The sequence below is a fragment of the Pseudoxanthomonas sp. OG2 genome, from assembly GCF_014192765.1.
GTDB lineage: Bacteria > Pseudomonadota > Gammaproteobacteria > Xanthomonadales > Xanthomonadaceae > Pseudoxanthomonas_A > Pseudoxanthomonas_A beigongshangi.
In genome coordinates, this window is sequence record NZ_JACHYM010000002.1 from 1,230,885 (window position 1) to 1,252,961 (window position 22,077).

A 22,077-nucleotide genomic window follows, 5' to 3' on the forward strand; every position below is an offset into this window, starting at 1 on the left:
ACGGCAAGTCCGTCTCAATCCAGCGACTTCACCGCCTCGACCACCTTCTCCACGGTGATGCCGAAGTGCTTGTAGAGCGCTTCGGCCGGCGCGGAGGCACCGAAGCTCTCCATGCCCACGACCGCGCCGTCCAGGCCGACATACTTGCGCCAGAAATCGGTGGTCGCCGCTTCCACCGCCACGCGCTTGCGCACCGCCTTCGGCAGCACCGCTTCGCGGTACTCGGCCGGCTGGCGATCGAACACGTCGGTCGACGGCATCGACACCACGCGGGTCTTCAGGCCTTCGGCATCCAGCGTGGTCTTGGCCTGCATGGCCAGGCCCACTTCCGAGCCGGTGGCGATCAGGATCACGTCCGGGGTGCCGGCGGCATCGGCCAGCACGTAACCGCCGCGCGCGATGTCGGCGACCTGCGCTTCGCTGCGCGCCTGGTGCGGCAGGTTCTGGCGCGAGAAAATAAGGCAGCTCGGGCCGTCGCGGCGGACGATCGCCGCCTTCCACGACACCGCCGACTCGACCGCGTCGCACGGGCGCCACACGTCGTTGTTGTGGATGTAGCGCAGCGACGCCAGGTGCTCGACCGGCTGGTGGGTCGGACCGTCCTCGCCCAGGCCGATGGAATCGTGGGTGTAGACGTGGATGGCGTGGGCCGGAATCAGCGCGCTCATGCGCACCGCGTTGCGCGCGTAATCGCTGAACACCAGGAAGGTCGCGTCGAACGGCAGGAAACCGCCGTGCAGCGCCAGCCCGTTGCTGATCGCGGTCATGCCGAACTCGCGCACGCCGTAGTACACGTAGTTGGCGTTCGGATCATCGGTGGCGACCGACTTGCTGGCCTTCCACAGGGTCAGGTTGGAGTGCGCCAGATCCGCCGAACCACCGATCATTTCCGGCAGCAGCGGGGCGAACGCTTCGATCGCCAGCTGCGAAGCCTTGCGCGAGGCGATCACCGGGCCTTCGGCCTGGGTCTTGGCGATGAAGGCATCGGCGGCGGCCAGGAAGCCTTCCGGCAGGTCGCCATGCGAGCGGCGGCTCAGTTCGGCGGCCTGTTCCGGATACTGCGCGGCGTACTTGTCGAACAGCATGTTCCACTGTTCCTCGCGCACCAGGCCGGTGTTGCCGGCGCGCCAGCCGTCGTAGATTTCCTGCGGAATCTCGAACGGGCCGTACGGCCACTCCAGCGCCTTGCGGGTGGCTTCCAGCTCTTCCTTGCCCAGCGGCGCGCCGTGCGAGGATTCCTTGCCGGCCTTGTTCGGCGAACCGAAACCAATCGTGGTACGGCAGCAGATCAGCACCGGCTTGTCTTCCGATTTCAGCGCGGTGTCGATCGCGGCCTTGATCTCGACCGGATCATGGCCGTTGACGTTGCGCACCACCTGCCAGCCATAGGCTTCGAAGCGCGCCGGGGTGTCGTCAGTGAACCAGCCATCGGTGTTGCCGTCGATCGAGATGTGGTTGTCGTCCCAGAAGCAGACCAGCTTGTTCAGGCCCCAGGTGCCGGCCAGCGAGGCGGCTTCGTGCGACACGCCTTCCATCAGGCAGCCGTCGCCCATGAACACCCAGGTGCGGTGATCGACGATTTCGAATTCGGGACGGTTGAAGCGCTGCGCCAGCAGCTTCTCGGCCAGCGCGAAACCGACCGCGTTGGCGAACCCTTGGCCCAGCGGACCGGTGGTGGTTTCCACGCCGGGGGTTTCATGGCGTTCCGGATGGCCGGCGGTCTTGCTGTGCAACTGGCGGAAATGCTTGAGCTCTTCCAGCGGCAGGTCGTAGCCGCTCAGGTGCAGCAGCGCGTACTGCAGCATCGAGCCGTGGCCGTTGGACAGGATGAAGCGATCGCGGTTGAACCAGTGCGGGTTCTTCGGGCTGTGGCTCAGGTAATCGTTCCAGAGCACTTCGGCGATGTCGGCCATGCCCATGGGCATGCCCGGGTGACCGGACTTGGCGGTTTCGACCGCGTCGGCGGCGAGGAAACGGATGGCGTTGGCGAGCTGGCGGCGGGAGGGCGTCGTCATGGGGAGTTCGGGGCTTTGGAGTGGCGCGCCGGAATGCGGGCCGCCCATTGTCCCATAGACCGGCGGCCGGGCAGAAACGGCGGCATCGCCCGGCGAACCGAATCCCCCCTTGAATCAGTGACTTGCGGGGACCCAGGATTTCCTGTCTTCAGTGTTTCCCGGCCACGAAACGCCGACGCCCCGCGATTGGCGGGGCGTCGGGAGCGGATTCGGCCGGATCACGAACTCAGGTGTGCCCGCGATCGGTTTCGCCCTTGGACACCATCGCCGCGATCGCGATGTCGCCGGTGACGTTGAGGGTGGTGCGGCACATGTCGAGGAAATGGTTGACGCCCAGGATCAGGCCGATGCCCTGCGGCGGTACGCCGACCATGCCGCAGATCATCGCCACCACCGGCAGCGAGCCGGACGGAACGCCGGCCGTGCCGATGCCGCCGAGGATGCACACCAGCATCACCAGCACCTGCTGGAACAGGGTCAGGTCCACGCCGAAGAACTGGGCCAGGAAGATCACCGTCACGCCCTCGAACAGCGCGGTGCCGTTCTGGTTGGCGGTGGCGCCGACGGTCAGCACGAAGCGCGAGATCCGCGGTGGCAGGCCGAGCTTCTCTTCCGCCACCCGCAGCGAGGTCGGCAGGGTGGCGTTGCTGGACGCGGTGGAGAACGCCAGCACCATCGCTTCCTGGGTGCCGCGGAAGAACGCGCGTGGCGAGTAGCCGCCGATCACGCGCAACGCGATCGAATAGACCACGAACAGGTGCAGGGCCAACGCCAGCACCACCACGCCGACATAGCTGGCGAGCTTGAACAACAGGTCCCAGCCGAACTTCGCGGCCAGGTCGAACATGAAGCAGAACACCGCGTACGGGGCCAGGCGGATCACCAGGCCGATCAGGGTCATCGACACGTCGAACAGACCCTGGATGCCCTCGCGCAGCGTATCGGTGGCCTTGCCGGGCGTCAGCACCATGCCGATGCCCAGCATCAGGGCGAAGAACATCACCGCCAGGATGGTGTTGTCGGCGGCCGCCTTGATGACGTTGTCCGGCACGATCGACAGCAGCATGTCGAGTCCGTGCGGCTGCTCGTGCGTGCTGGCGACGATGGCGCTGGCGCGTTGCGCCCCCTCGGCCAGCAGGTGCTGCGCGGTCTCGCGGTCAATGCCGCTGCCCGGTTGCAACCAGTTGACCAGCAGCAGGCCCAGCACCACCGCGATGGACGACATCAGCACGGTATAGCCCAGGGTACGCCAGCCTACCCGGCCGAACGCCCGGATATCGCCCATCTCGGAAACGCCGACCACCAGCGCCGAGAACAGCAGAGGCACCACCAGCATGAAGATGAGATTGAGGAACAGCTGGCCAATCGGCCCGGTCACGTAACTGGTGATCAGCTGCACCCATGGCATGCACTGCCAAGGCAGATCGGCGGCCCCGGCGACGCAGGCCGGATTGCCGGTGCCGGCGGCGGTCAGCTGGCCGATTCCCGTCATGTACACCAGCAATCCCATTGCCAGGCCGGCGATGAAACCGATCGCCATTTTCCAGTGCAGCGGTAGCTTGTTCTTGCCGGTGGTCGGGGCTTCGGTCATGAGGGATGCCTTCGGAACGAAGCATCCAGCTTAGCAAACCTGCCCCGTCCGGCCGTTGTGCGCCTGCGTCAGTCCGCTCAGGCCGGTGGATACAACGGCGGCAACGGCGCCCGCGGCGGCGTCACCTCCTCATGCCAGCGGGGACCGTCGGCGAATGCCGTTCTCAGCGCGCCGCGGGCGGCACTGCCGTCGCCATCGGCCCATCGGGCCCGCCGCAATTGTTCCACCGCATCGCGTTGCGCGGGCGGTTGCAGGCGCCGCACGAGTTCGTCCAGATCCGCCGCGGGCGGGCTGGCCATGCCGCGCAGCACTTCGCCCACCTCGTCCAGGCTGCCGGTATCCAGCGCGCGCTTGAGATCCGGCAACGCATGGCGAGGCGCCGGCGCCGTGCGAGCGGCGCCGTCATGCGCCGGCGCCGTCGCGGGAGCACGCCGGCGCTGGAGCGCCCATACCAGGGTGATCAGCCAGAGCACCGCGAACGCCACCGCCAGCCATGGCCAGACGCCATCGCCCGCGAGCGCGCGGCCGTTCCCCGCCGGGCCGATCAGCGTGGCGGGCGCGGCACCGGGCACGGTGGCCGCAGGGGCGGGCGCGCCGGCGGCCACCTGCAACGGCAGATCCGGCAACCGGGCCGTTTTCGCCGCGCTGGCCGCCACGTCCCACCAGGGAATTCCCAGCCCCGACACCATCAGGCGTCCCGGGCGATCCGGCACCACCGCATAGCGCTGGGTCCACTTCACCTGCGGCGTGCCGCCAGTGAAGGTCTCGTCGTATTGAATCGGTTCGGCGAATACCTGCGCGCCCGGCACCGATGGCACCGGCATCTCCGGAAGCTGCGCCCGCGTGGCGCCCTCGGCAACGCCTTCCACGACCAGCGTCGCCGCCTCGCCCACCCGCGCCGCCGTGGGCGCGCCGACATAGCGCACGCGCAGATCCCGCAGCGGCAGCCAGGGTTGCGGCGCCCCTGGTGGCTGCGCGCGTACCACCAGTGCGCGCGGCGCACCGGCAACCCGCAACTCACGCCGCCCGTTGCCGACCAGATCGTCGAACCAGCCGCCCGCGCCGCGCCCGTTGAACCGGGGCGCCGGCAGGGTCACGGTTCCACTGCGCTCGGGCACCAGCAGGAAGCGCCTTTCGATCAGGTTATAGCGACGACCGTTGATCTCCCGGCTGCCTTGCACGTCGTCGCCGATCTTCTGCAGCACCGCGCCATCCGGCGCGTCCAGATCCAGTTCGCCGGACACCAGCGGTACGCCATAGAACAGGCGCAGCACCACGCCCACGCTCTGCTGGACATAGGGCGTGGCGTCGTCCACTTCGGTTTCCAGGAACACATCGGCATTGCCCGCGCGCGTGGCGACCGGCGGCGCGGGCCGGACGGTCAGCGCGATGGGCGCGGTGCGCTGTTTTCCGACCTGCAAGGCGGGAATGACCAGATTGCCTTCGCGGCGCGGCCGCAGCGTGATCTGGTAGGTCACCCGCGAAGCGCTGGCGCCGTTGATCATTTCGAACGAGCGGCCGCTGCTCTGGTCCAGCAATTCGAAGTCCTGCATCAGCGGCGTGAGATCCGGCGCCGACGCCGCGCCCGTCGACTGGACGGTCAGCGCCACCGTGTCACCGAGATCGATCGGGTTGCGATCCAGGCGCGCCTCGACCTGCGCCTGCGCCGGCCATGCGGCCAATGCCAGCACGAGCCACATCAACACGCCGATCGGATGTCGCCACCACGCTTTCATTGCCCTTCCCTCATCCGACGTTCGTGTTCCAGCTGGAATTTGGCCTTCAGCAATCCGCCCGGATCATCCGGCACCCGCTTCAACCAGGCCTGCAGTGCCTGGCGGCGCTCGCGTTCGGCGGGCGTCTCGTCGGCGGCGGCCTGGCCCGTCGAAGCCTTGCCGTCACGCTTTTCCGGCTGCCGCGCGAGCGCCTGGCGCATGCGCTCGCGCTGGGCCGCGTCGGCGGCCTGCTGGGCCTGCGGATTCGCGGGTGAATCCGGCGGCTGCGAGGCCGTCCGCGCCGGGGATTGCGCCGAATCCGCTTGCGGCTGCGGCGGTTTGCCGGGTGTCGCCGGTGGTGGCTGTCCCTGCTGCTGCGAGGCGGCGGCATTGTTCGCCGCGCGCGAAGCGTTCGGCGAAGCGCCGGCGTTGCCGGCGCCGCGATCGGAGGAATTCCTGCCCTGCTGTCCCTGCCCTTGCTGGCGTTGCCGCGCCTGTTCGACCGCGCGGCGGTTGGCAATCGCATCCTGCATGCCCGGCTGCCGCTGCAACGCCCTGTCGTAGGCACCGATGGCCTCGTCGTAGCGGCCCTGCTTGGCCAGCGCGTTGCCGAGGTTGTACTGCGCTTCGGCATTGTCCTGACCGGCGAACGCCTGTTCCGCCGCGGCGAAGTCGCCCTTGCGGTAGGCCTGCACGCCCTGTTCCATCCGCGCGTGCTGCTGCTGATCCGCACGGCGCCACCAGTTGCCATCGGCGGCCTGAGAAGGCTGTGCCCACAGCAACGAGCAACCGGCGAGCAGCATCAATGCGGCGCCACGACGGAAGGCGAGCAGCATCAGCAGCATCAACGGAGGCAACAACCAGTAACCCTCGTCCAGCCACGCCTTGCCGCGCGTACCGGATGGACTGGCGGCGTCGATGCTGTCCGGCGCCAGCACGCCGAGCGCTTCCAGATCCGTACTCTCGCGCGCCAGTACCTCGAAACGTCCGCCTCCGCGCTGCGCGAGCTGGCGCAACGAGGCCGCATCCAGCCGTGTCCGGGCCAGCGCGCCATCGCGCGCGCGGTAGGCCGCTCCGGCTTCGCTGCCCAGGCCCAGCACGGACACGCGATAGCCCTGCCGGGACGCCCGGGCCGTCGCTTCGAGCGCGGCCGCGTCCGCATGATCCGCCATCAGCAGGATCTCGCCGCGGTCGAAACCCGCTTGCTTCAGCAGCCGCGCCGCCCCCTCAATCGCACGATCCATCCGCTGCCCATCGGCCGGCATGACGTCGGGAGACAGCGCGTCGAGGAACAACGCGACGTTGTCCGCATCTTCGGTCAACGGCGCCACCGTGAACGCATCGCCCGCGTACGCCACCAGCGCCACCTGCCCGCCTTGGCGCTGGCGCAGCAACGTGGCCAGCTTGCCGCGCGCCTGCAACAGGCGCGACGGCGGCAGATCGGCGGCTTCACTGGCGCTGGACAGATCCAGGGCGATCACCAGCGGAGCGCGTTGTTCCCACAATGGCTGTTCGCCCTGGCGCCAGCTCGGTCCGGCCAACGCCACTATCGCCATCGCGAAACCCAGCGCCAGCAGGATCGGCGCGATCCAGCCGGCGCGTCCCGCGCCGGCGAGCAGGTGCGGCAGCAGGTGCGCGTCCACCGCCTGCCGCCAGACATTCGCCCGCCGTTGGCGCAGCCGCCAACCCGCGCCGATCAGCGGCGCCAGCAGCAACAACCACAGCAATTGCGGACGCAGGAAATGCAGCGATTCCATCCATGTCGTCATGCGTGCCTCCGTGGCAATGCGAAGGCGAGCAATCCCACGCACAGCGCCGCCGCCAGCGGCAGCGGATAGCGTTCGACGCGCGGACGCACCTGTTCACCGGGCAGTTCCACCGGTTCCAGGCGGTCCAGCTCCGCATAGATGCTCGCCAGCTGCTCGATATCGCGTGCGCGGAAGAAGCGCCCGCCGGTCTGCTTGGCGATGCGCCGCAGGGTGTCCTCGTCGATCTCCTCTCCGCCAGCTCCCGGCAACGGCACCGCCATGCCGAAGAACGAAGTCATGCCGCTGCCGCCAAAGGCGATGGTGTGCACACGCACGCGTGCCTGCGCCGCGAGTTCGGCCGCCTTCAACGGCTCGAGCATGCCGGCGGTGTTCACGCCATCGGTCAGCAGGATCAGTACGCGCTGCCCTTTCTCCTGCGCCGCCAATCGCTTGACCGCCAGGCCGATCGCATCGCCCACCGCGGTTTCCCTGCCGGCCAGTCCCACCACGCTGTCGCGCAATTGCTCGCGCACGCTCTGCCGATCCATCGTCAGCGGAGTGAGCGCGTAGGCGCGCTGCCCGAACACGAGCAGGCCCACCCGATCGCCGGCGCGGCGGTCGAGGAAGTCCGCGAGCACCGCCTTGGCGGCCGTCAGCCGATCCACGACACTGCCGCCGAGCTCCATGTCGGCCTCGCTCATGCTGCCGGACAGGTCCACGGCCAGCATCAGGTCACGTCCGCTTTGCGGCGGCGTGACGGCCTCGTCGAAAGTCTGCGGCCGGGCCGCCGCCGCGCACAGCAGGAACCAGGTCAGCCAGGCCAGCGCCGCCACCCGGCGCTTGCCCAGGAATCCATGCGTCGCCGCGATGGCCTGCAGGTTTCCACCATAGGGAACACGCAGCGCCGCCGAGGTGCTCCGGACCGGCGGCAGCAACCAGCGCATCAGCCACGGAAGCGGAAACGCCAGCCACATCCACGGCCACGCGAATCCGGCGTACGCGTCGCGCAAGGCCTGCAGCAGCGGCCAGTCGCCGATCATCGCTTGCCCGCCATCAATTGCAGGAAACGCGCACGCGCCAGCCCACGCAGGCGCGCGACCGCATCGGCGTCGACTTCCCGTCGATAGCCGCCATCCAGCAGCAGGCGGCCCTCCCCCTGCGAGAACGCTCCCGCGGTGTCGCCATCGAGGAACCGCAACCAGGCTTCGCCCGACAGGCGGGTCGTGCCGGAATCGGCCTCGCGCGCCGCACGACGCAGCAGATCGGACATCGCCGCCACCTGCGCGGCCGGTGCGTCGCCCAGGCCGCTCTCGTCGAACCAGCGCAGCCACTGGCGCTGGCGCCGGCTTCGACGCCAATGGCGCGCCACGAAAAACAGGACGACCACCGCCAGCAATCCCGCCAGCAACCACCAGCCGGGCGCCAGCGGCCACCAGGCCGGCGTGGGCGGCAGATGGACATCGCGCAGGACCAGATCGGCCGGCTTCATCAGGCCACCTGCGGTGTCGGTGCGCCCGCGGGCAGCCAGGATTCACTCGGCGCATCGCCACGCAGGGCATAGGCACGCACGCCACGCAGCGGCAACCCGCGCACCGCGGCCTGCATGGGTTCCGAGAAGAACCGCTGCCAGCGCTGTCGCTGGGCGGCGTCGGCCAGATCGAGTTCCACCCGGCTTCCACCGGCCTGGAACGGAAGCGCGGACGCCGGCGGCGAGGCTTCCAGCGCATCGAACAGCATCACCACGCTGATCTCGTGATGCGCGGCCCAACGCGGCCAGTCACTCTGCGGAATGGCCGCGACACTGTGCGGATCGGCCAGCACGATCATCCGTGAGCCGGGCCGCAGCAGGCGCGCGGCATGATCCAGCGCCACCGCCAGTCCCTGATCGTCCGTGGGCGGACGCTCGTACCAGCGCACCAGCGCATCCAGCACGCGCAGCGCTCCCCGCGTTCCGGACGCCGGCGGCACCGGCGGCTCGGCGGCGGTACCGCGCAGCGCCGCGACGCGATCACCGTCGCGTATCGCGCTCCAGGCCGCCACCGCGCCGGCGCGCGCGGCCTGGGTGGATTTGAAGCGTACCCGGGTGCCGAAATACAGCAGCGGCGAGGTATCGGCCACGATCAGCGTCAGTCTTTCGCGTTCGGCCTGGAACAGCTTGGTATGGGTCCGCCCGCTGCGCGCGGTCAATCGCCAGTCGATGTGGCGCACGTCGTCGCCGGGCACGTACTCGCGCGATTCGGCGTATTCCATCCCCCTTCCGCGCAGGGTCGACGCTGCCGGCCCGGTGATCGAATGCCGACCGTGGCGCGCCGGCTTGCGTCGCTGCGCGGTGGCGCGCAACGCGACCAGTTCGGCCAGGGTCGGGGCGATGCCGTCGCCGTTGATCGCCATGCCGGTTCCCTCAGGGCAACGGCACGATGTCGAGCAGCGCCGCGACCAGGCGATCGCCATCCCAGCCTTCGGCAGTGGCTTCGTAGCTGGGCAACACGCGATGGCGCAGCACGTCCGGGGCGATCGCGCGCACGTCCTCCGGCGTCACGTAGTCGCGTCCGGCCAGCCAGGCACGGGCGCGCGCGCAGCGTTCCAGCGCGATGGAACCCCGCGGGCTCGCGCCCCATGCTATGCGCCGCGCCAATTTCGGGTCGTAACGCGCGGCATCGCGCGATGCGAGCACGAGTTCGATCAGGTAGCGCTCGAGTTGCGGCGCCACATGCAGGTCCAGCACCGCCTTGCGCGCGGCGAACACGTCTTCCTGCGGCATCCGGGTCAGTGTGGCCGGCACCGGTTTCAGGGTCTGCTGCGCGCGCTCGCGCGCCAGACGCAGGATTTCCGCTTCCGCGGAAGCCTCGGGATAACCGATGCGCACGTGCATCAGGAAACGATCGAGCTGGGCTTCCGGCAACGGGAAGGTGCCTTCCTGTTCGATCGGGTTCTGGGTCGCCATCACCAGGAACAGCGCCGGCAACGGATAGGTGTGCCGGCCGACCGTGACCTGGCGCTCGCCCATGGCCTCCAGCAACGCCGACTGCACCTTGGCTGGCGCGCGGTTGATCTCGTCGGCCAGCAGCAACGGGTGGAAGATCGGTCCCGGCTGGAATTCGAAACGGCCGTCCTGGGGACGCCACACCTCGGTGCCGGTCAGATCGGCGGGCAGGAGGTCCGGGGTGAACTGGACCCGGGCGAAGTCCGCCTCCAGCCGGCCCGCCAGCGCCCGGACCGCCGTGGTCTTGGCCAGGCCCGGCGCGCCCTCGACCAGCAGATGCCCATCCGCGAGCAGCGCGATCAGCAGGCGCTCGATGAGCGCGGCCTGGCCGACGATGGTGTCCGACAGGTCCTGTCTCAACGCGGTGAACGCGGCATGCAGGCGCCCCTGCTCGGGCGGCGGAAGCGGCGCGGAAGCGGAATTTTCCATCGGGAGCGGCTGTGCGGAATCGGAGGGCCATTGTGACCCAAGGAAAGATGGATTGGTTCAGCCAGCCCCATCCACCGGTTTAGCCCGCGTGCACGTGGTCCCCGCCATCCCGGAAACGCGGACGGGGGCCGAAGCCCCCGTCGTCATTCCGATGGCGGATTGCGCGTGCTTCAGTTGGCCGCGCGCGACAGCGCCTGCTGCGGTGCCACCCGAAGGACCTTCGGGGTGACGAAGATCAGCAGCTCCGCCTTTTCCTTGTTGCGTCCCTTCTTCTTGAACAGGTTGCCCAGGAAAGGGATGTCGCCCAGGAACGGCACCTTGGCGATGCTGGTGCGATCGGTGAACTCGTAGACGCCGCCGATGACCACCGTCTGGCCATCGTCGACCAGCACCGCGGTGTTGATCTCGCGCTTGGCGATTTCCGGCACCGAACCGAAGTCGCCCATCTCGATGAACCGCAGCACTTCGTCCTTCTTCACGTTCAGCGACAGGAACACGCGATTGTCGCTGGTGATGGTCGGCACGACCTTCAGTTCCAGCACGGCTTCCTTGAACTGCACGGTGGGCGTCAGCACGCCGGTGCCGCCGCCGGTGACGGTCAGGTAGCCGACCTCGCGGCCCTGCTTGATGACCGCTTCACGCTGGTTGGTCGTGACCAGGCGGGGGTTCGAAATCACTTCGCCACGGCCCTCTTCCTGCAGCGCCTGCAGTTCGATGTCCAGGTTGAAATTGCGGCCCAGCAGCGTGTAGGCGATGGACGCGGGCGTCCCCAGGGTATAGGTCTTCGCCGGCAGGTTGACGTTGAGGCCGCGATTGGCCGGCGACGTCCCCGCATCCGGCAAGCCGCTGCCGATCGTGCCGGTGTTGTCGCCGTTGTTGTAGCTGCGGCGTCCACCGATGCCGAATCGCGCGCCCAGATCGCGGGCAAAGCTGTCGGTGGCGATCACGATGCGGCCTTCGATCAGCACCTGGTCGACCGGGCGGTCGATCACGCTGATGAGCTCGCGCATCTGCGCGATCTTCTTCGGGATGTCGTTGATCATCAGCGTGTTGGTGCGCTCGTCGGCAACGATGCGCCCGCGCGGCGACAGGAAGCTGTTTTCCTGTTGACCGCCCGGGCCGCTGCCGCCGGAGCCACCGCTGCTGTTACCGATGCCCTTGGCTTCGGTGATGGCTTTGAAGATCGCCGCGGCGTTGTGGTAATTGATCTGGATGTAGTCCGTGACCAGGTCCTCGCGATTCTCGATCGCGATGCGCGCGTCTTCCTTGTCCTGCTCGAACTTGGCCAGTTCCGGTTGCGGGGCCACCCACATCACGCCGCCATCGCGCCGCTTGTCCAGGCCCTTGGCGCGCAGGACGATGTCCAGCGCCTGGTCCCAGGGCACGTTGACCAGTCGCAGGGTCACATTACCCTGCACGGTGTCGGAAGCAACGATGTTGAGGTTGGATTCCTCGGCGATCAGCTGCAGGACCGTGCGGACCGGCACATCCTGGAAATTGAACGTCACCGGGCGTCCCCCGTAGGCGCGGGCGTTCTGCGTGGCCGCCACCTTGGCCGCCGCGCTAGCGACCGTACCCGCCGCCGTACCGCCGGGCGCTCCCATAGCCGGCTTGTCCGCCCGCGGGGCGATTTCCACCACGTATTCGTTGCCGGTCTGGTAGGCCAGTGATTCGAAGGCGCCCTGGGTGCTGAGCACCAGCTGGGTACCCTTGCCACTCGGGCGGGCGTCAACCCGCTGCACCGGGGTGGCGAAGTCGACCACGTTCAGGCCGCGCTGCAAGGTGGCGGGAATCTCGGCATTGCCGACGTCCACCACCACCGAGGAGCCCAGGTTGCGCAGGTCGGGGGCCGCGCCGGCCCGGTCGAACTTGACCACCAGCCTGCCCGCGCCGTCGTCGCCGCGGCGGAAGTCGATATTGGTGATGGCGACCTGCCCGGCTGCCGGCGTGGCGGCCGGTGCCGTGGCTGGCGCGGTCGCCTGGGGTACCGGATTGGCCGCGCCGGCAGCGCCCGTGGCGACCAGCAGGCCGATGGCGAAACCCAGGCCCTGGATCCTGAGCGAAGCCAGGCGCCGGATCGGCCGCAGGCCATTAGCGTTTGAAGCGGTCATCGTGTTTCCCCCAATCATTGATCTTCAAGCGCAACCGAAGCGGGCCGTTCCAGCCAGCCGCCAGCGCCATCCGGCACCAGTTCGACCATTTCGATGCCGTCCTCGCGTACCGCGGTGACGCGACCATCGCTCTGGCCCATGTAATTGCCCGGCCGGATCCGGTAGGTCACCTTGTCCGGCGCCATTACCAGGGCAATCAGGCCCGGTCCTTTGCCGATGGTCCCCACCATGTCCAGGCTGTCCAGCGGATACTGCTCGAGGGTTTCCTTGCGGCGATTCGGGTCGGGCCGCAGGCCCCCGTTGTCCACGTTGCTCCAGGCATTGCTGAATGGATCACGCAGGCTCTGCGCGGCATATTCGAAGGTTTCGAACTGCTGCATGACCGGCAGCGGATCCAGCGGAGGCGCGGGACGGGCGCGTACGTCCGCCACCCACTTCTCCAGGTTGGGCGCGTCGCCCGGCGTACTGGTGACGCCACGCGCGCAGCCCGCCAGCAACACCATCAGGCAAGCCAGGAACAAGGGGCGGAAAGCGGAGTGCATGTTCTTCACTTCTTCCCAGCCTTTGCCGCGTCGGCGGCGGCCTTCTCCTGGTCCTCGATTTCCTTCTCGTCGAGGTAACGATAGGTTTTCACCGTACCCGAAAGTTCAAGCGCGCCGCGGCTGGTGATGGCGCCCTTGCCCTCCTTGGGCTTGAGCGAGATGTCGTGCATGGTCAGGATGACCACGCGCGGCAGCGAAGCCACGCCGCTGACGAAGGCACCGAACTGGTGGTAGCTGCCGACCATGCGCAGGGCGATCGGCTTCTCGGCGTAGAACTCCTTAGGCGTCTCCGGTCCGGGCTGGAACAGCTCGTTGGACAGGCCGCTGGACAGCGCCGTCTGCGAGATGTCGATGATCAGGTCCGGCATCTCGGTCTTGCTGGGCAGCTGGCGCAGCATCTGCTGCAGCACCTGCTCCATCTGCGCCAGTTGCTGCTTCAGCGGGCCCAGGTTGGCGGCACGCCCCTGCTTGTCCTCGAAGTCGCTACGCAGCGTGCTCTCCTGGCGTTCCAGTTGCACGAGATCCTGGCGCTTGCCCTTGATCACCAGCAGATAGGCCATCACCACGATGAACAGGCCGACGATCACGCAGAAACCGATCTTGGCGTTCTGCGGCCAGGCGCCGATGTTGTTGATGTCGAGATTCTTGAGCGATGTCTTTTTCTGGCTCATGACGCATTCCCCGGGCTGTTGGCGGGCGTCTGGGCCGGAGTCGAGGGAGCGGCCGGAGTGGTGGCTGGCGCCGCCGGTTGCGAGGCGGGCGCGGGAGCGGCGGCCGGTGCCTGCCCGTCGCCGGGAGCCGCCGGGGTGGCCGGCGTGGCGGTGGCGGAGGGTGCCTCGACCGCACTGGCTTCGGACAGCGCTGCGCTTTCCGGAGTCTGGCCGTCCTTGCCTTCCGGGGCATTCGGGTTGGCCAGCCGCACCTGCAGGTTGAATACGTAGGGCAGCGAACTGCTGATCCCGCCGGTCAACGCCTTGGCATCCTCCGCCTTGGCTTCGATGATCGCCAGGTCGGGCTTGGTCATCCAGCCGGAGCCTTCCAGGTTGCGCATGTATTCGCTGACCCGGGCGTTGGACTGCGCGCGTCCTTCCAGGGTCAGGACCTCGCCTTCCTGCTTGATGTTCGACAACGCGACGCCATCGGGGATGGTGCGCACCAGCGAGTCGAACAGGTGGACCATCTGCGACCGGTTGGCCTGCAGCTGCTCGATCACCTTCTTGCGCGCCAGCAGGCGGTCCTTCTGCTTGTCCAGCGCCTCGATTTCCTTGATCTGGGATTCGACCTTCTGGATCTCGCCGGTCAGGAAATCATTGCGCACCATCTGGCCGCTGATCTGGCGGTCGTAATGGAACCAGAGCAGGAATGACAGCAGCACGCCGCCCAGCGCGGCGAGGCCCAGCATGGCGTAGAAATCTCGCTGCCGCTGCGCGCGCCGTTCGGCCCGCCACGGGAGTAGGTTGATTCTTGCCATCAGTCGAAGCTCCTCAGCGCCAACCCGGTGGCAATCATCAGCGCCGGAGCATCCTGGGCCAGCGCATGGGCCTGGACACGCGGCCCGAGGGTCATCTGCGAGAGCGGATTGGCCACCACCGTCGGCACGCCGAGTTGCTCTTCCACCATTTCCGGCAGGCCGGACAGCGCGGCGCAACCGCCGGCCAGCACGATCTGGTCGACCCGGTTGAATTCGCTGCCGGCGTAGAAGAACTGCAACAGACGGCTGATCTGCTGCACCGTGGCTTCCTTGAACGGTTCCAGCACTTCGACTTCGTAGCTTTCGGGGAGCCCACCCTGGCGCTTGGCCAGGCCGGCTTCCTCGTAGGTGAGTCCGTAGCGGCGCATCACCTCGTCGGTCAGCTGCTTGCCGCCGAACACCTGTTCGCGGCTGTACAGGCTGCGGCCGCGACGCAGGACGTTCAGGGTGGTCATGGTCGCACCGATGTCGACCAGCGCCACCACGCCGTCCTGCGGAATCGGCAGTTCGTCGGCGATCAGCGCGAAGGCGTTCTCGACCGCGAAGGCCTCCACGTCCATCACCCTGGCGGTCAGCCCCCCGAGTTCCAGCGCCGACTGGCGAAGCTCGACGTTCTCCGAGCGCGAGGCCGCCAGCAGCACCTGCACCATCTCGGGATTGTTGGGCATCGGGCCGAGCACCTCGAAGTCGAGGTTCACTTCCTCGATCGGGTACGGGATGTAGTTGACCGCCTCCAGCTCGACCTGGGCCTCGAGATCACTCTCGTCCAGGTCGGCGGGCATCGGGATGATCTTGGTGATGACGGCCGAGCCGGCCACCGCGGCGGCGGCGTGCTTGACCTTGGTTCCCGCCCGCGTCACCGCGCGCCGGATGGCCTCGCCGACGGCCTCGACCTCGACGATGTTCTTCTCCACCACGGCATTGGGCGGCAACGGTTCGACCGCGTAGTGTTCCACGCGGTAACGGTTACCCACGCGGGAAAGCTGCAGGAGCTTGACCGCGGTCGAACTGATATCGACGCCGACCAGCGGCGCCTGGCTTCTTGGGATTAGCCCCACGGTCTTTCCCCTTCCGACGGGCACTGGACGGTACTTCTACCGGCCACATTAATAACCAACTCTTTACGCTTGGCAACCTGAGTTTTCGTGGCTGTGCGGCTTGTCACGGTTCACGAAGGTTGTCACCCAAGTTACTGTTCCCCCTAGGATCGCCGGTGGCAACCCCAGCCGTCATCTATACTCTGCCCTTGAGAATTCTGCAATCGGATCCCTCTGGATGCCCCGTTTCCGCCGCCTCTTCCGCTGGGCCCTGTTCGCCGGCCTGGCCCTGACCCTCGCCGGCCTGGCCGCCATCGGCATCCTCTATTACGTGGTTTCGGCCAAGGTTCCGGACATCCAGTCCCTCCGCAGCGTCGAGCTGCAGGAACCCCTCTACGTCTATGCCAGCGATGGCCGGCTGATCGGCCTGTTTGGCGAGACCCGCCGCTATCCGGTGTCGATCAAGGATGTCCCCGAGCCGGTCAAGCGCGCCTTCATCGCGGCCGAGGACTCGGATTTCTACAAGCACAACGGCGTGGACCTGACCGGCGTCAGCCGCGCGGTCTGGCAGATCCTCAGCCGCAAGGAAGGACGCGTCGCCGGTGGCAGCACCATCACCCAGCAGGTCGCCCGGCAGTGGTTCCTCAGCTCCGAATACAGCTACACGCGCAAGCTCGTCGAAATGATGCTGGCGATGCGCATCGAAAAGATGCTGAGCAAGGACGAGATCCTCGAGCTCTATCTCAACAAGAGCTTCTTCGGAAACCGCTCCTACGGCGTGGCCGCGGCCGCCGAGTACTACTACGGAAAATCGCTTGACCAGTTGACCCTGGCAGAGACCGCGACGCTGGTCAGCGCGCTGAAGTTTCCCTCCAGCGGCAACCCGATCAGCAACCCGGTGCGCAATCACCAGCGCAGCGTTTACGTCATCAACCGGATGCTCGAGGACCGCTACATCACCCCGGCGCAGGCGGCGGAAGCCAAGGCCGAACCGATGCACGCGACGCCGCACGAACGCCCGGTGGAGGTCTACGCGCCCTACGTCGCCGAGATGGTCCGCCAGGAAATGATCGCCCGCTTCGGCGGCGACGTCCTGACCAAGGGCTATCACGTCACCACCACCATCGACGCGACCCTGCAGGCCGCCGCCGACCAGGCGGTGCGCGAGGGCCTGCAGTTGTACGACCGTCGCCACGGCTGGAACGGCGTGGAGCGCCATTTCGATGTCGCCGCCGACGCCGATGCCAAGGCGCTGGCCGGGCAACTGTCCGGGATACCGCCGCAGGGCGGCATGCGCCCGGCCATCGTCGCCGCCACCGCCGCCGACGGCAGCGCCACCGTGGTCCTGTCCGACGCCAGCGAAGTGGTGTTGCCGCCGTCGGCCAGCCAGTGGACCGGCAAGGCGCCCGGCAAGCTGTTCAAGCGCGGCGACCTGGTCCGGCTGAAGGCCGGCAAGACCGAAGGCAGCTATATCGTCGACCAGGTGCCCCGTGCGCAGGCCGCGCTGGTATCGCTGGACGCCGACACCGGCGCGCTGCGCGCGCTGATCGGCGGCTACAGCTTCGCCGGCAACAAGTTCAACCGCGCTACCCAGGCACGCCGCCAGCCGGGTTCCAGCTTCAAGCCGTTCCTGTACGCGGCGGCCTTCGAGAAGGGCTTCAACCCGGCTTCGATCGTGCTCGACGCGCCGGTCGTGTTCCGCGATCGCCGCGGCCACATGTGGCGCCCGCAGAACGATGGCGGCGGATTCCGCGGCCCGATGCGCCTGCGCGAGGCGCTGGTGCAATCGCGCAACCTGGTGTCGGTGCGCCTGCTCGACGCCATCGGCGTGGACTTCGCGCGCAAGTACATCAGCCAGTTCGGCTTCGAGGAAGCCGAACTGCCGCCCAACCTGTCGATGTCGCTGGGCACCGCCTCGCTGACTCCGATGTCGGTGGCGCGCGGCTACGCGGTGTTCGCCAACGGGGGTTCGCGGGTCACGCCCTGGTTCATCGACGAGGTCAAGGACCGCGAAGGCAACGTGCTGTTCAAGGAAAAGCCGGCGGTCGCCTGCCGCGGCTGCGGCGGCACCTCGCTGGGCAACGCGGCCGCGCCCGCCAACGACGTGGTCGACGGTTTCAATTTCGGGCCCCAGCAGGCGTCCGCACCCAAGCCCGCGCCGGTCAAGCCGGCCACGCCCGCGCCCGCCAAACCGCCGATCCAGACGGCCGACACGGTGGCCGCGCCGCGCGCCATCGACGAGCGCACGGCCTACCAGCTGGTCTCGATGATGCGCGACGTGGTCCAGCGCGGCACCGGAACCGCGGCCAAGACCCTGGGACGCGAAGATGTCGGCGGCAAGACCGGCTCCACCAACGACCACCGCGACGCCTGGTTCTCCGGCTTCGGCGGCACCTACGTCACCACGGTCTGGGTGGGTCGCGACGACTTCCGCTCGCTGGGTTACCGCGAATATGGCGGCAAGGCCGCGCTGCCGATCTGGATCGACTACATGCGGGTCGCGCTGAAGGACAAGCCGATCGCCGCGAACGACCCGCCGGCCGGCATGGTCCAGGTCACCACCAACGGCGCGACGGAATGGGTGAAGGCCGAGGACCTGGAACGCATCGAGCAGTTCGACGACTTCGGTCCGGAAGACGCGGTGCCGGACGAGGAAGCCTTCGACATCTTCTGACGCCGCTTGCGGCCGAATCGGTGGATCACCCGGTGATCCACCGATTTACATTCACAATCCTTGGTGTACAGTCGCCGCTAGTTTCGACGCGGAGGCTCGCCATGCACCACGCCCGTCAGCACGCCGAAACCCGCACCCGCGAACGCCGCCGGCGGCTTGCCCACGAGGCCGCCCGGCTGATGGCCGAAGGCGGCATCCGCGACTTCCACCAGGCCAAGCTCAAGGCCGCGAACCGGCTCGGCATCCACGACGACGCCTCGCTGCCCCGCAACCGGGAGATCGAAGACGCGCTGCGCGAGTACCAGCGCCTGTTCGTCGGCGAGGCGCATACGCTCGGCGTACGCCGCCGCCGCGAGGCCGCGCTGAGGGCGCTGGAATTCTTCAATGGCTTCTCGCCCCGGCTGGTAGGGCCGGTCCTGGATGGCACGTCCGACAACAACGCCGCCGTGCAACTGCATGTGCACAGCGATGATCCGGAGGCGGTGGCCCACTTCCTCGAAGAGAACCGCATGCCCACCGAATCCCGCACGCGCCGGCTGCGCCTGGATCGCGAGCGCAGCCTCGACGCGCCGGTATGGCTGTTCAGCGCGGAGGAGCTGAGTTTCGACGTGACCGTGCTGCCGCTGGACGCCCTGCGCCAGGCGCCGCTGTCGGGCATCGACGAAAAGCCGATGCGTCGCGCTTCCGCGACGCAGTTGCGGCAGATGCTGGCCGAAGAGGAAATCGCCGGTTACGAGTCCGGCATGCAGGGCTGAGCGCGGCAGGGGGCGGCATCGAGCACCTGCTTCCCGCTTCCGCCGCAATGCGCCCCGGCAGGACGCGATCGATTCACCTTGCTGAAAAAGCAAACGCCCCGCGAAAGCGGGGCGCTGCGTTTCGGTGCGTCATCGATGCGGCGGATTGCTCAGCGCTGGTCGATGCCCTTGTAGTCGCGCACATCGTAGCCGGTGTAGATCTGGCGCGGACGGCCGATCTTGGCTTCCGGGTCGACCTGCTGTTCCAGCCAATGCGCGACCCAGCCGGCGGTGCGGCCGATGGCGAACATGACGGTGAACATCTCGGTCGGGATCTTCAGCGCCTTGTAGATGATGCCGCTGTAGAAATCGACGTTCGGGTAGAGCTTGCGCTGGATGAAGTAATCGTCCTTCAGCGCGGCCTCTTCCAGCTTCAGCGCCACTTCCAGCAGCGGATCGTTGACGCCGAGTTCGCCCAGCACCTTGTGGGTCATCTCGCGGATGATCTTGGCGCGCGGATCGAAGTTCTTGTAGACGCGATGGCCGAAGCCCATCAGGCGGAAGCCGGATTCCTTGTCCTTGGCCTTGGCGACGGCGCTGTCCACCTTGTCCGGCGTGCCGATCTCTTCCAGCATCTTCAGCACCGCCTCGTTGGCGCCGCCGTGCGCGGGGCCCCACAGCGCGGTGATGCCTGCGGCGACCGAAGCGTACGGGTTGGCGCCGGTGGAGCCGACCAGGCGAACGGTCGAGGTCGAGGCGTTCTGCTCATGATCGGCGTGCAGGATGAACAGCAGATCCAGCGCCTTGGCCACCACCGGGCTCAGTTCCAGTGGCTCGCTCGGCACTTCGAACATCATGTGCAGGAAGCGGTTGACGTAGTCCAGGTTGTTGCGCGGATAGCGGATCGGCCAGCCGATCGAATAACGATAGGCGGCGGCGGCGATCGTCGGCACCTTGGCGATCAGGCGGATGGCGGCCAGGCGGCGCTGTTCCGGATCTTCCAGGTCCAGGGTGTCGTGGTAGAACGCGGACAGCGAGGCCACCGTGCCGGCCAGCATCGCCATCGGATGCGCGTCGTAATGGAAACCGTGCAGGAAGTTCTTCAGCGACTCGTGCATCATCGTGTGATGCGTGACTTCGTGATCGAACTTCTCGAATTCCGCCTTGCTCGGCAGTTCGCCGTTCATCAGCAGATAGGCCACTTCCAGGAAGCTGGAATTCTTGGCCAGCTGTTCGATCGGGTAACCGCGGTACAGCAGCACGCCGTTGTCGCCGTCGATGTAGGTGATGGCCGACTTGCAGCTGGCGGTGGCGGTGAAACCGGAGTCGTAGGTGAAGAGACCGGTTTCCTTGGTCAACTTGGAGATGTCCACGCAGTTGTTGCCCAGCGTGGGTTTCAGGACCGGCAGGTTGACGGATTTGTCGCCGGCGGTCAGCGTGACCTGGTCGAGTTCGGACACAGTGTGCGCTCCTTCGTGGGGAAGCACCGGCCGCTTGCACGGGCGGTGTGTGACGGGAGTCCGGAGGGGGTTCCTCGGATAACGTCGATTATCGCACACGCGGTTTGGAGTCGTCGCTCGGTTCCAGACCAAACTCAGACCAAAGCATAAGGCGCCGCGCAACGCGCGTTACGCGAAAGACGGAAATGCAAACGGCCGCGCACTTGGCGCGGCCGTTGCAGGACGAACCGACCGTTCGCTCAGCGCGCGTAGCGCTTCTGGAACTTGTCGATGCGGCCGCTGGTGTCGATGACCTTGTGCTTGCCCGTGTAGAACGGATGCGAAGCGGAGGAAATTTCAACCTTGATCAGCGGATAGTCGTTGCCGTCTTCCCACTTCGTGGTTTCCTTGCTGCCCAGGGTCGAGCGGGTCAGGAACTTGAAATCGGAGGTCACGTCGTGGAAGACGACTTCGCGGTAATCGGGATGGATGTCGGCCTTCATGGCGGGCACACCGTGTTGCGGGATAGGGAAGAGCGGCATTGTAGCCTGCCCTCCCGTCCCGGTGCAACCCAGCCCCTTGCCCGGCCTCAGCGGGCGGCCAGGGCGGCCTGGATCAGGGCCTCGAAGCGCTCCTGGTCGTATTTGAGCAGGATGTCGGCCTTGTCCGGCTTGCCACCTTCCCGGCGCCAGTCCACCACGCTGGCGCCCCGGCTGTGGGTGCCCTGCAGCTCGATGGCCAGCGGCCGTTCGGCCCGTTCCAGCGTCCCTTCCGGGGCCAGCGCGAAGGCCATGGCCAGGGCGTCGGCCGCGTACCAGTAGTCGCCCCGGCGGTCGATCGACCACAGCCGGGTCTTTTCCGAGATGCCGGCATAGAACCTGGCCCGGTCCGAATCGGCCCGCAGCCAGCCAACGACCCGGTCGTGGTGGAGGCCATGGGCGATGGTGGCCTCCCAGTCCGCGAGTTCGATGCGGTCGAACGCCTCGAACACCAGGTGGGCCGCTTCCGGATCGAAGTAGAAATTGAACTCCGCCGCCGGGGTGATGTTGCCGTGGCAGGTTACCGCGCCGCCCATCACCACGAAGCGCGCGACACGCTGCGGCAGGGTCGGATCCAGCTTCAGCGCCAGCGCGATGTTGGTCAGCGGTCCCAGCGCGACCAGCAGCAGCTTGCCGGCGTGTTCGTGCGACAGGCGCAGGATGGCCAGCGCGGCATGTTCGGCTTCGGCCTGCTTGGACGGTGCGTCGTAGCCGATGTCGCCGAAACCGTCCTGGCCATGCACGTAGCCGGCGTCCGGCGCCGGATGCAGCAGCGGTTCGGGTGCGCCCGCGAATACCGGGATGTCGGCGCGGCCACTGATCTCGCACAGCTTCAGCGCATTGCGCACGGTGTGTTTCAGGCCGACGTTGCCGGCGGCGATGGTCAGGCCGATCACGTCGTGGCGATCGTCGTTGAACGCCATCAACAGCGCCAGCGCGTCATCGACGCCGGGATCGGTATCAATCAGCAAGGGAATCCTGTCGCTCATCTTTTTTCATTCATGTCGGTTGGCCTGCGAGTCTGGCACCGATGGATGACGAACGAAAGT

Annotated in this window: 18 protein-coding genes; 2 read left to right on the forward strand and 16 right to left on the reverse strand. The window is 67.5% G+C overall.

The window, feature by feature from the left end; translation table 11 throughout:
* Positions 1 to 14: 14 nt before the first annotated feature.
* The 13 genes from tkt to FHW78_RS18800 form a co-directional block, all read right to left on the reverse strand.
* Positions 15 to 2,015: a transketolase gene (tkt, locus tag FHW78_RS18745; RefSeq protein ID WP_183644301.1), complete on the reverse strand. Its 2,001-nt coding sequence runs from the start codon at positions 2,013 to 2,015 to the stop codon at positions 15 to 17.
* 226 nt (positions 2,016 to 2,241) lie between these two features.
* Positions 2,242 to 3,606, reverse strand: a complete 1,365-nt coding sequence (locus tag FHW78_RS18750; protein WP_183644304.1) for a dicarboxylate/amino acid:cation symporter — start codon at positions 3,604 to 3,606, stop codon at positions 2,242 to 2,244.
* Between the two features lie 77 nt (positions 3,607 to 3,683).
* Complete coding sequence (locus FHW78_RS18755) at positions 3,684 to 5,342, reverse strand: BatD family protein (protein WP_183644307.1); 1,659 nt, start codon at positions 5,340 to 5,342, stop codon at positions 3,684 to 3,686.
* Positions 5,339 to 7,090 carry a VWA domain-containing protein gene (locus FHW78_RS18760; RefSeq protein ID WP_183644309.1) on the reverse strand — a complete coding sequence of 584 codons (1,752 nt, stop codon included), beginning with the start codon at positions 7,088 to 7,090 and terminating at the stop codon, positions 5,339 to 5,341. Before FHW78_RS18760 ends, FHW78_RS18755 begins: the two co-directional genes overlap by 4 nt.
* Positions 7,087 to 8,109 carry a VWA domain-containing protein gene (locus FHW78_RS18765; protein WP_255443343.1) on the reverse strand — a complete coding sequence of 341 codons (1,023 nt, stop codon included), beginning with the start codon at positions 8,107 to 8,109 and terminating at the stop codon, positions 7,087 to 7,089. Before FHW78_RS18765 ends, FHW78_RS18760 begins: the two co-directional genes overlap by 4 nt.
* Positions 8,106 to 8,558: a DUF4381 domain-containing protein gene (locus FHW78_RS20090; protein WP_255443344.1), complete on the reverse strand. Its 453-nt coding sequence runs from the start codon at positions 8,556 to 8,558 to the stop codon at positions 8,106 to 8,108. Before FHW78_RS20090 ends, FHW78_RS18765 begins: the two co-directional genes overlap by 4 nt.
* Positions 8,558 to 9,460, reverse strand: a complete 903-nt coding sequence (locus FHW78_RS18770) for a DUF58 domain-containing protein (protein WP_183644316.1) — start codon at positions 9,458 to 9,460, stop codon at positions 8,558 to 8,560. The genes FHW78_RS20090 and FHW78_RS18770 overlap by 1 nt, the downstream gene beginning before the upstream one ends.
* 10 nt (positions 9,461 to 9,470) lie before the next feature.
* The gene (locus tag FHW78_RS18775; protein WP_183644319.1) at positions 9,471 to 10,481 is read right to left on the reverse strand and encodes a MoxR family ATPase; all 1,011 of its coding nucleotides are present in this window, start codon (positions 10,479 to 10,481) and stop codon (positions 9,471 to 9,473) included.
* Between the two features lie 170 nt (positions 10,482 to 10,651).
* On the reverse strand, positions 10,652 to 12,592 hold the full coding sequence (locus FHW78_RS18780) for a type IV pilus secretin PilQ family protein (RefSeq protein WP_183644322.1): 1,941 nt from the start codon (positions 12,590 to 12,592) through the stop codon (positions 10,652 to 10,654).
* A gap of 14 nt (positions 12,593 to 12,606) precedes the next feature.
* Entirely contained in the window at positions 12,607 to 13,134 is a 528-nt protein-coding gene (locus FHW78_RS18785) for a pilus assembly protein PilP (protein WP_183644325.1), read from the reverse strand.
* A 5-nt stretch (positions 13,135 to 13,139) separates the two neighbouring features.
* Entirely contained in the window at positions 13,140 to 13,805 is a 666-nt protein-coding gene (pilO, locus tag FHW78_RS18790) for a type 4a pilus biogenesis protein PilO (protein ID WP_141453983.1), read from the reverse strand.
* Positions 13,802 to 14,605 (reverse strand): PilN domain-containing protein, encoded by an 804-nt coding sequence (locus tag FHW78_RS18795; RefSeq protein ID WP_183644328.1) that lies wholly within the window; start codon positions 14,603 to 14,605, stop codon positions 13,802 to 13,804. The genes pilO and FHW78_RS18795 overlap by 4 nt, the downstream gene beginning before the upstream one ends.
* Positions 14,605 to 15,663, reverse strand: coding sequence for a pilus assembly protein PilM (locus tag FHW78_RS18800; RefSeq protein ID WP_343205581.1), 1,059 nt, complete (start codon positions 15,661 to 15,663; stop codon positions 14,605 to 14,607). The genes FHW78_RS18795 and FHW78_RS18800 overlap by 1 nt, the downstream gene beginning before the upstream one ends.
* A 217-nt stretch (positions 15,664 to 15,880) precedes the next feature.
* Between FHW78_RS18800 and FHW78_RS18805 the strand changes: the two genes are divergently transcribed.
* A complete protein-coding gene (locus FHW78_RS18805) occupies positions 15,881 to 18,316 on the forward strand; it encodes a penicillin-binding protein 1A (RefSeq protein WP_183644334.1) in 2,436 nt (811 codons plus the stop codon).
* Between the two features lie 101 nt (positions 18,317 to 18,417).
* Positions 18,418 to 19,071 carry a hypothetical protein gene (locus tag FHW78_RS18810; protein ID WP_183644337.1) on the forward strand — a complete coding sequence of 218 codons (654 nt, stop codon included), beginning with the start codon at positions 18,418 to 18,420 and terminating at the stop codon, positions 19,069 to 19,071.
* Between the two features lie 149 nt (positions 19,072 to 19,220).
* Here FHW78_RS18810 and FHW78_RS18815 read toward each other — a convergent pair whose 3' ends face one another.
* The 3 genes from FHW78_RS18815 to FHW78_RS18825 all read right to left on the reverse strand — a co-directional run bounded on the left by FHW78_RS18815 (position 19,221) and on the right by FHW78_RS18825 (position 22,017).
* On the reverse strand, positions 19,221 to 20,510 hold the full coding sequence (locus FHW78_RS18815; protein WP_141453990.1) for a citrate synthase: 1,290 nt from the start codon (positions 20,508 to 20,510) through the stop codon (positions 19,221 to 19,223).
* A gap of 239 nt (positions 20,511 to 20,749) precedes the next feature.
* Entirely contained in the window at positions 20,750 to 20,992 is a 243-nt protein-coding gene (locus FHW78_RS18820; protein WP_141453991.1) for a type B 50S ribosomal protein L31, read from the reverse strand.
* 86 nt (positions 20,993 to 21,078) lie between these two features.
* Positions 21,079 to 22,017 carry a nucleoside hydrolase gene (locus tag FHW78_RS18825; protein ID WP_183644340.1) on the reverse strand — a complete coding sequence of 313 codons (939 nt, stop codon included), beginning with the start codon at positions 22,015 to 22,017 and terminating at the stop codon, positions 21,079 to 21,081.
* Positions 22,018 to 22,077 lie beyond the last annotated feature (60 nt).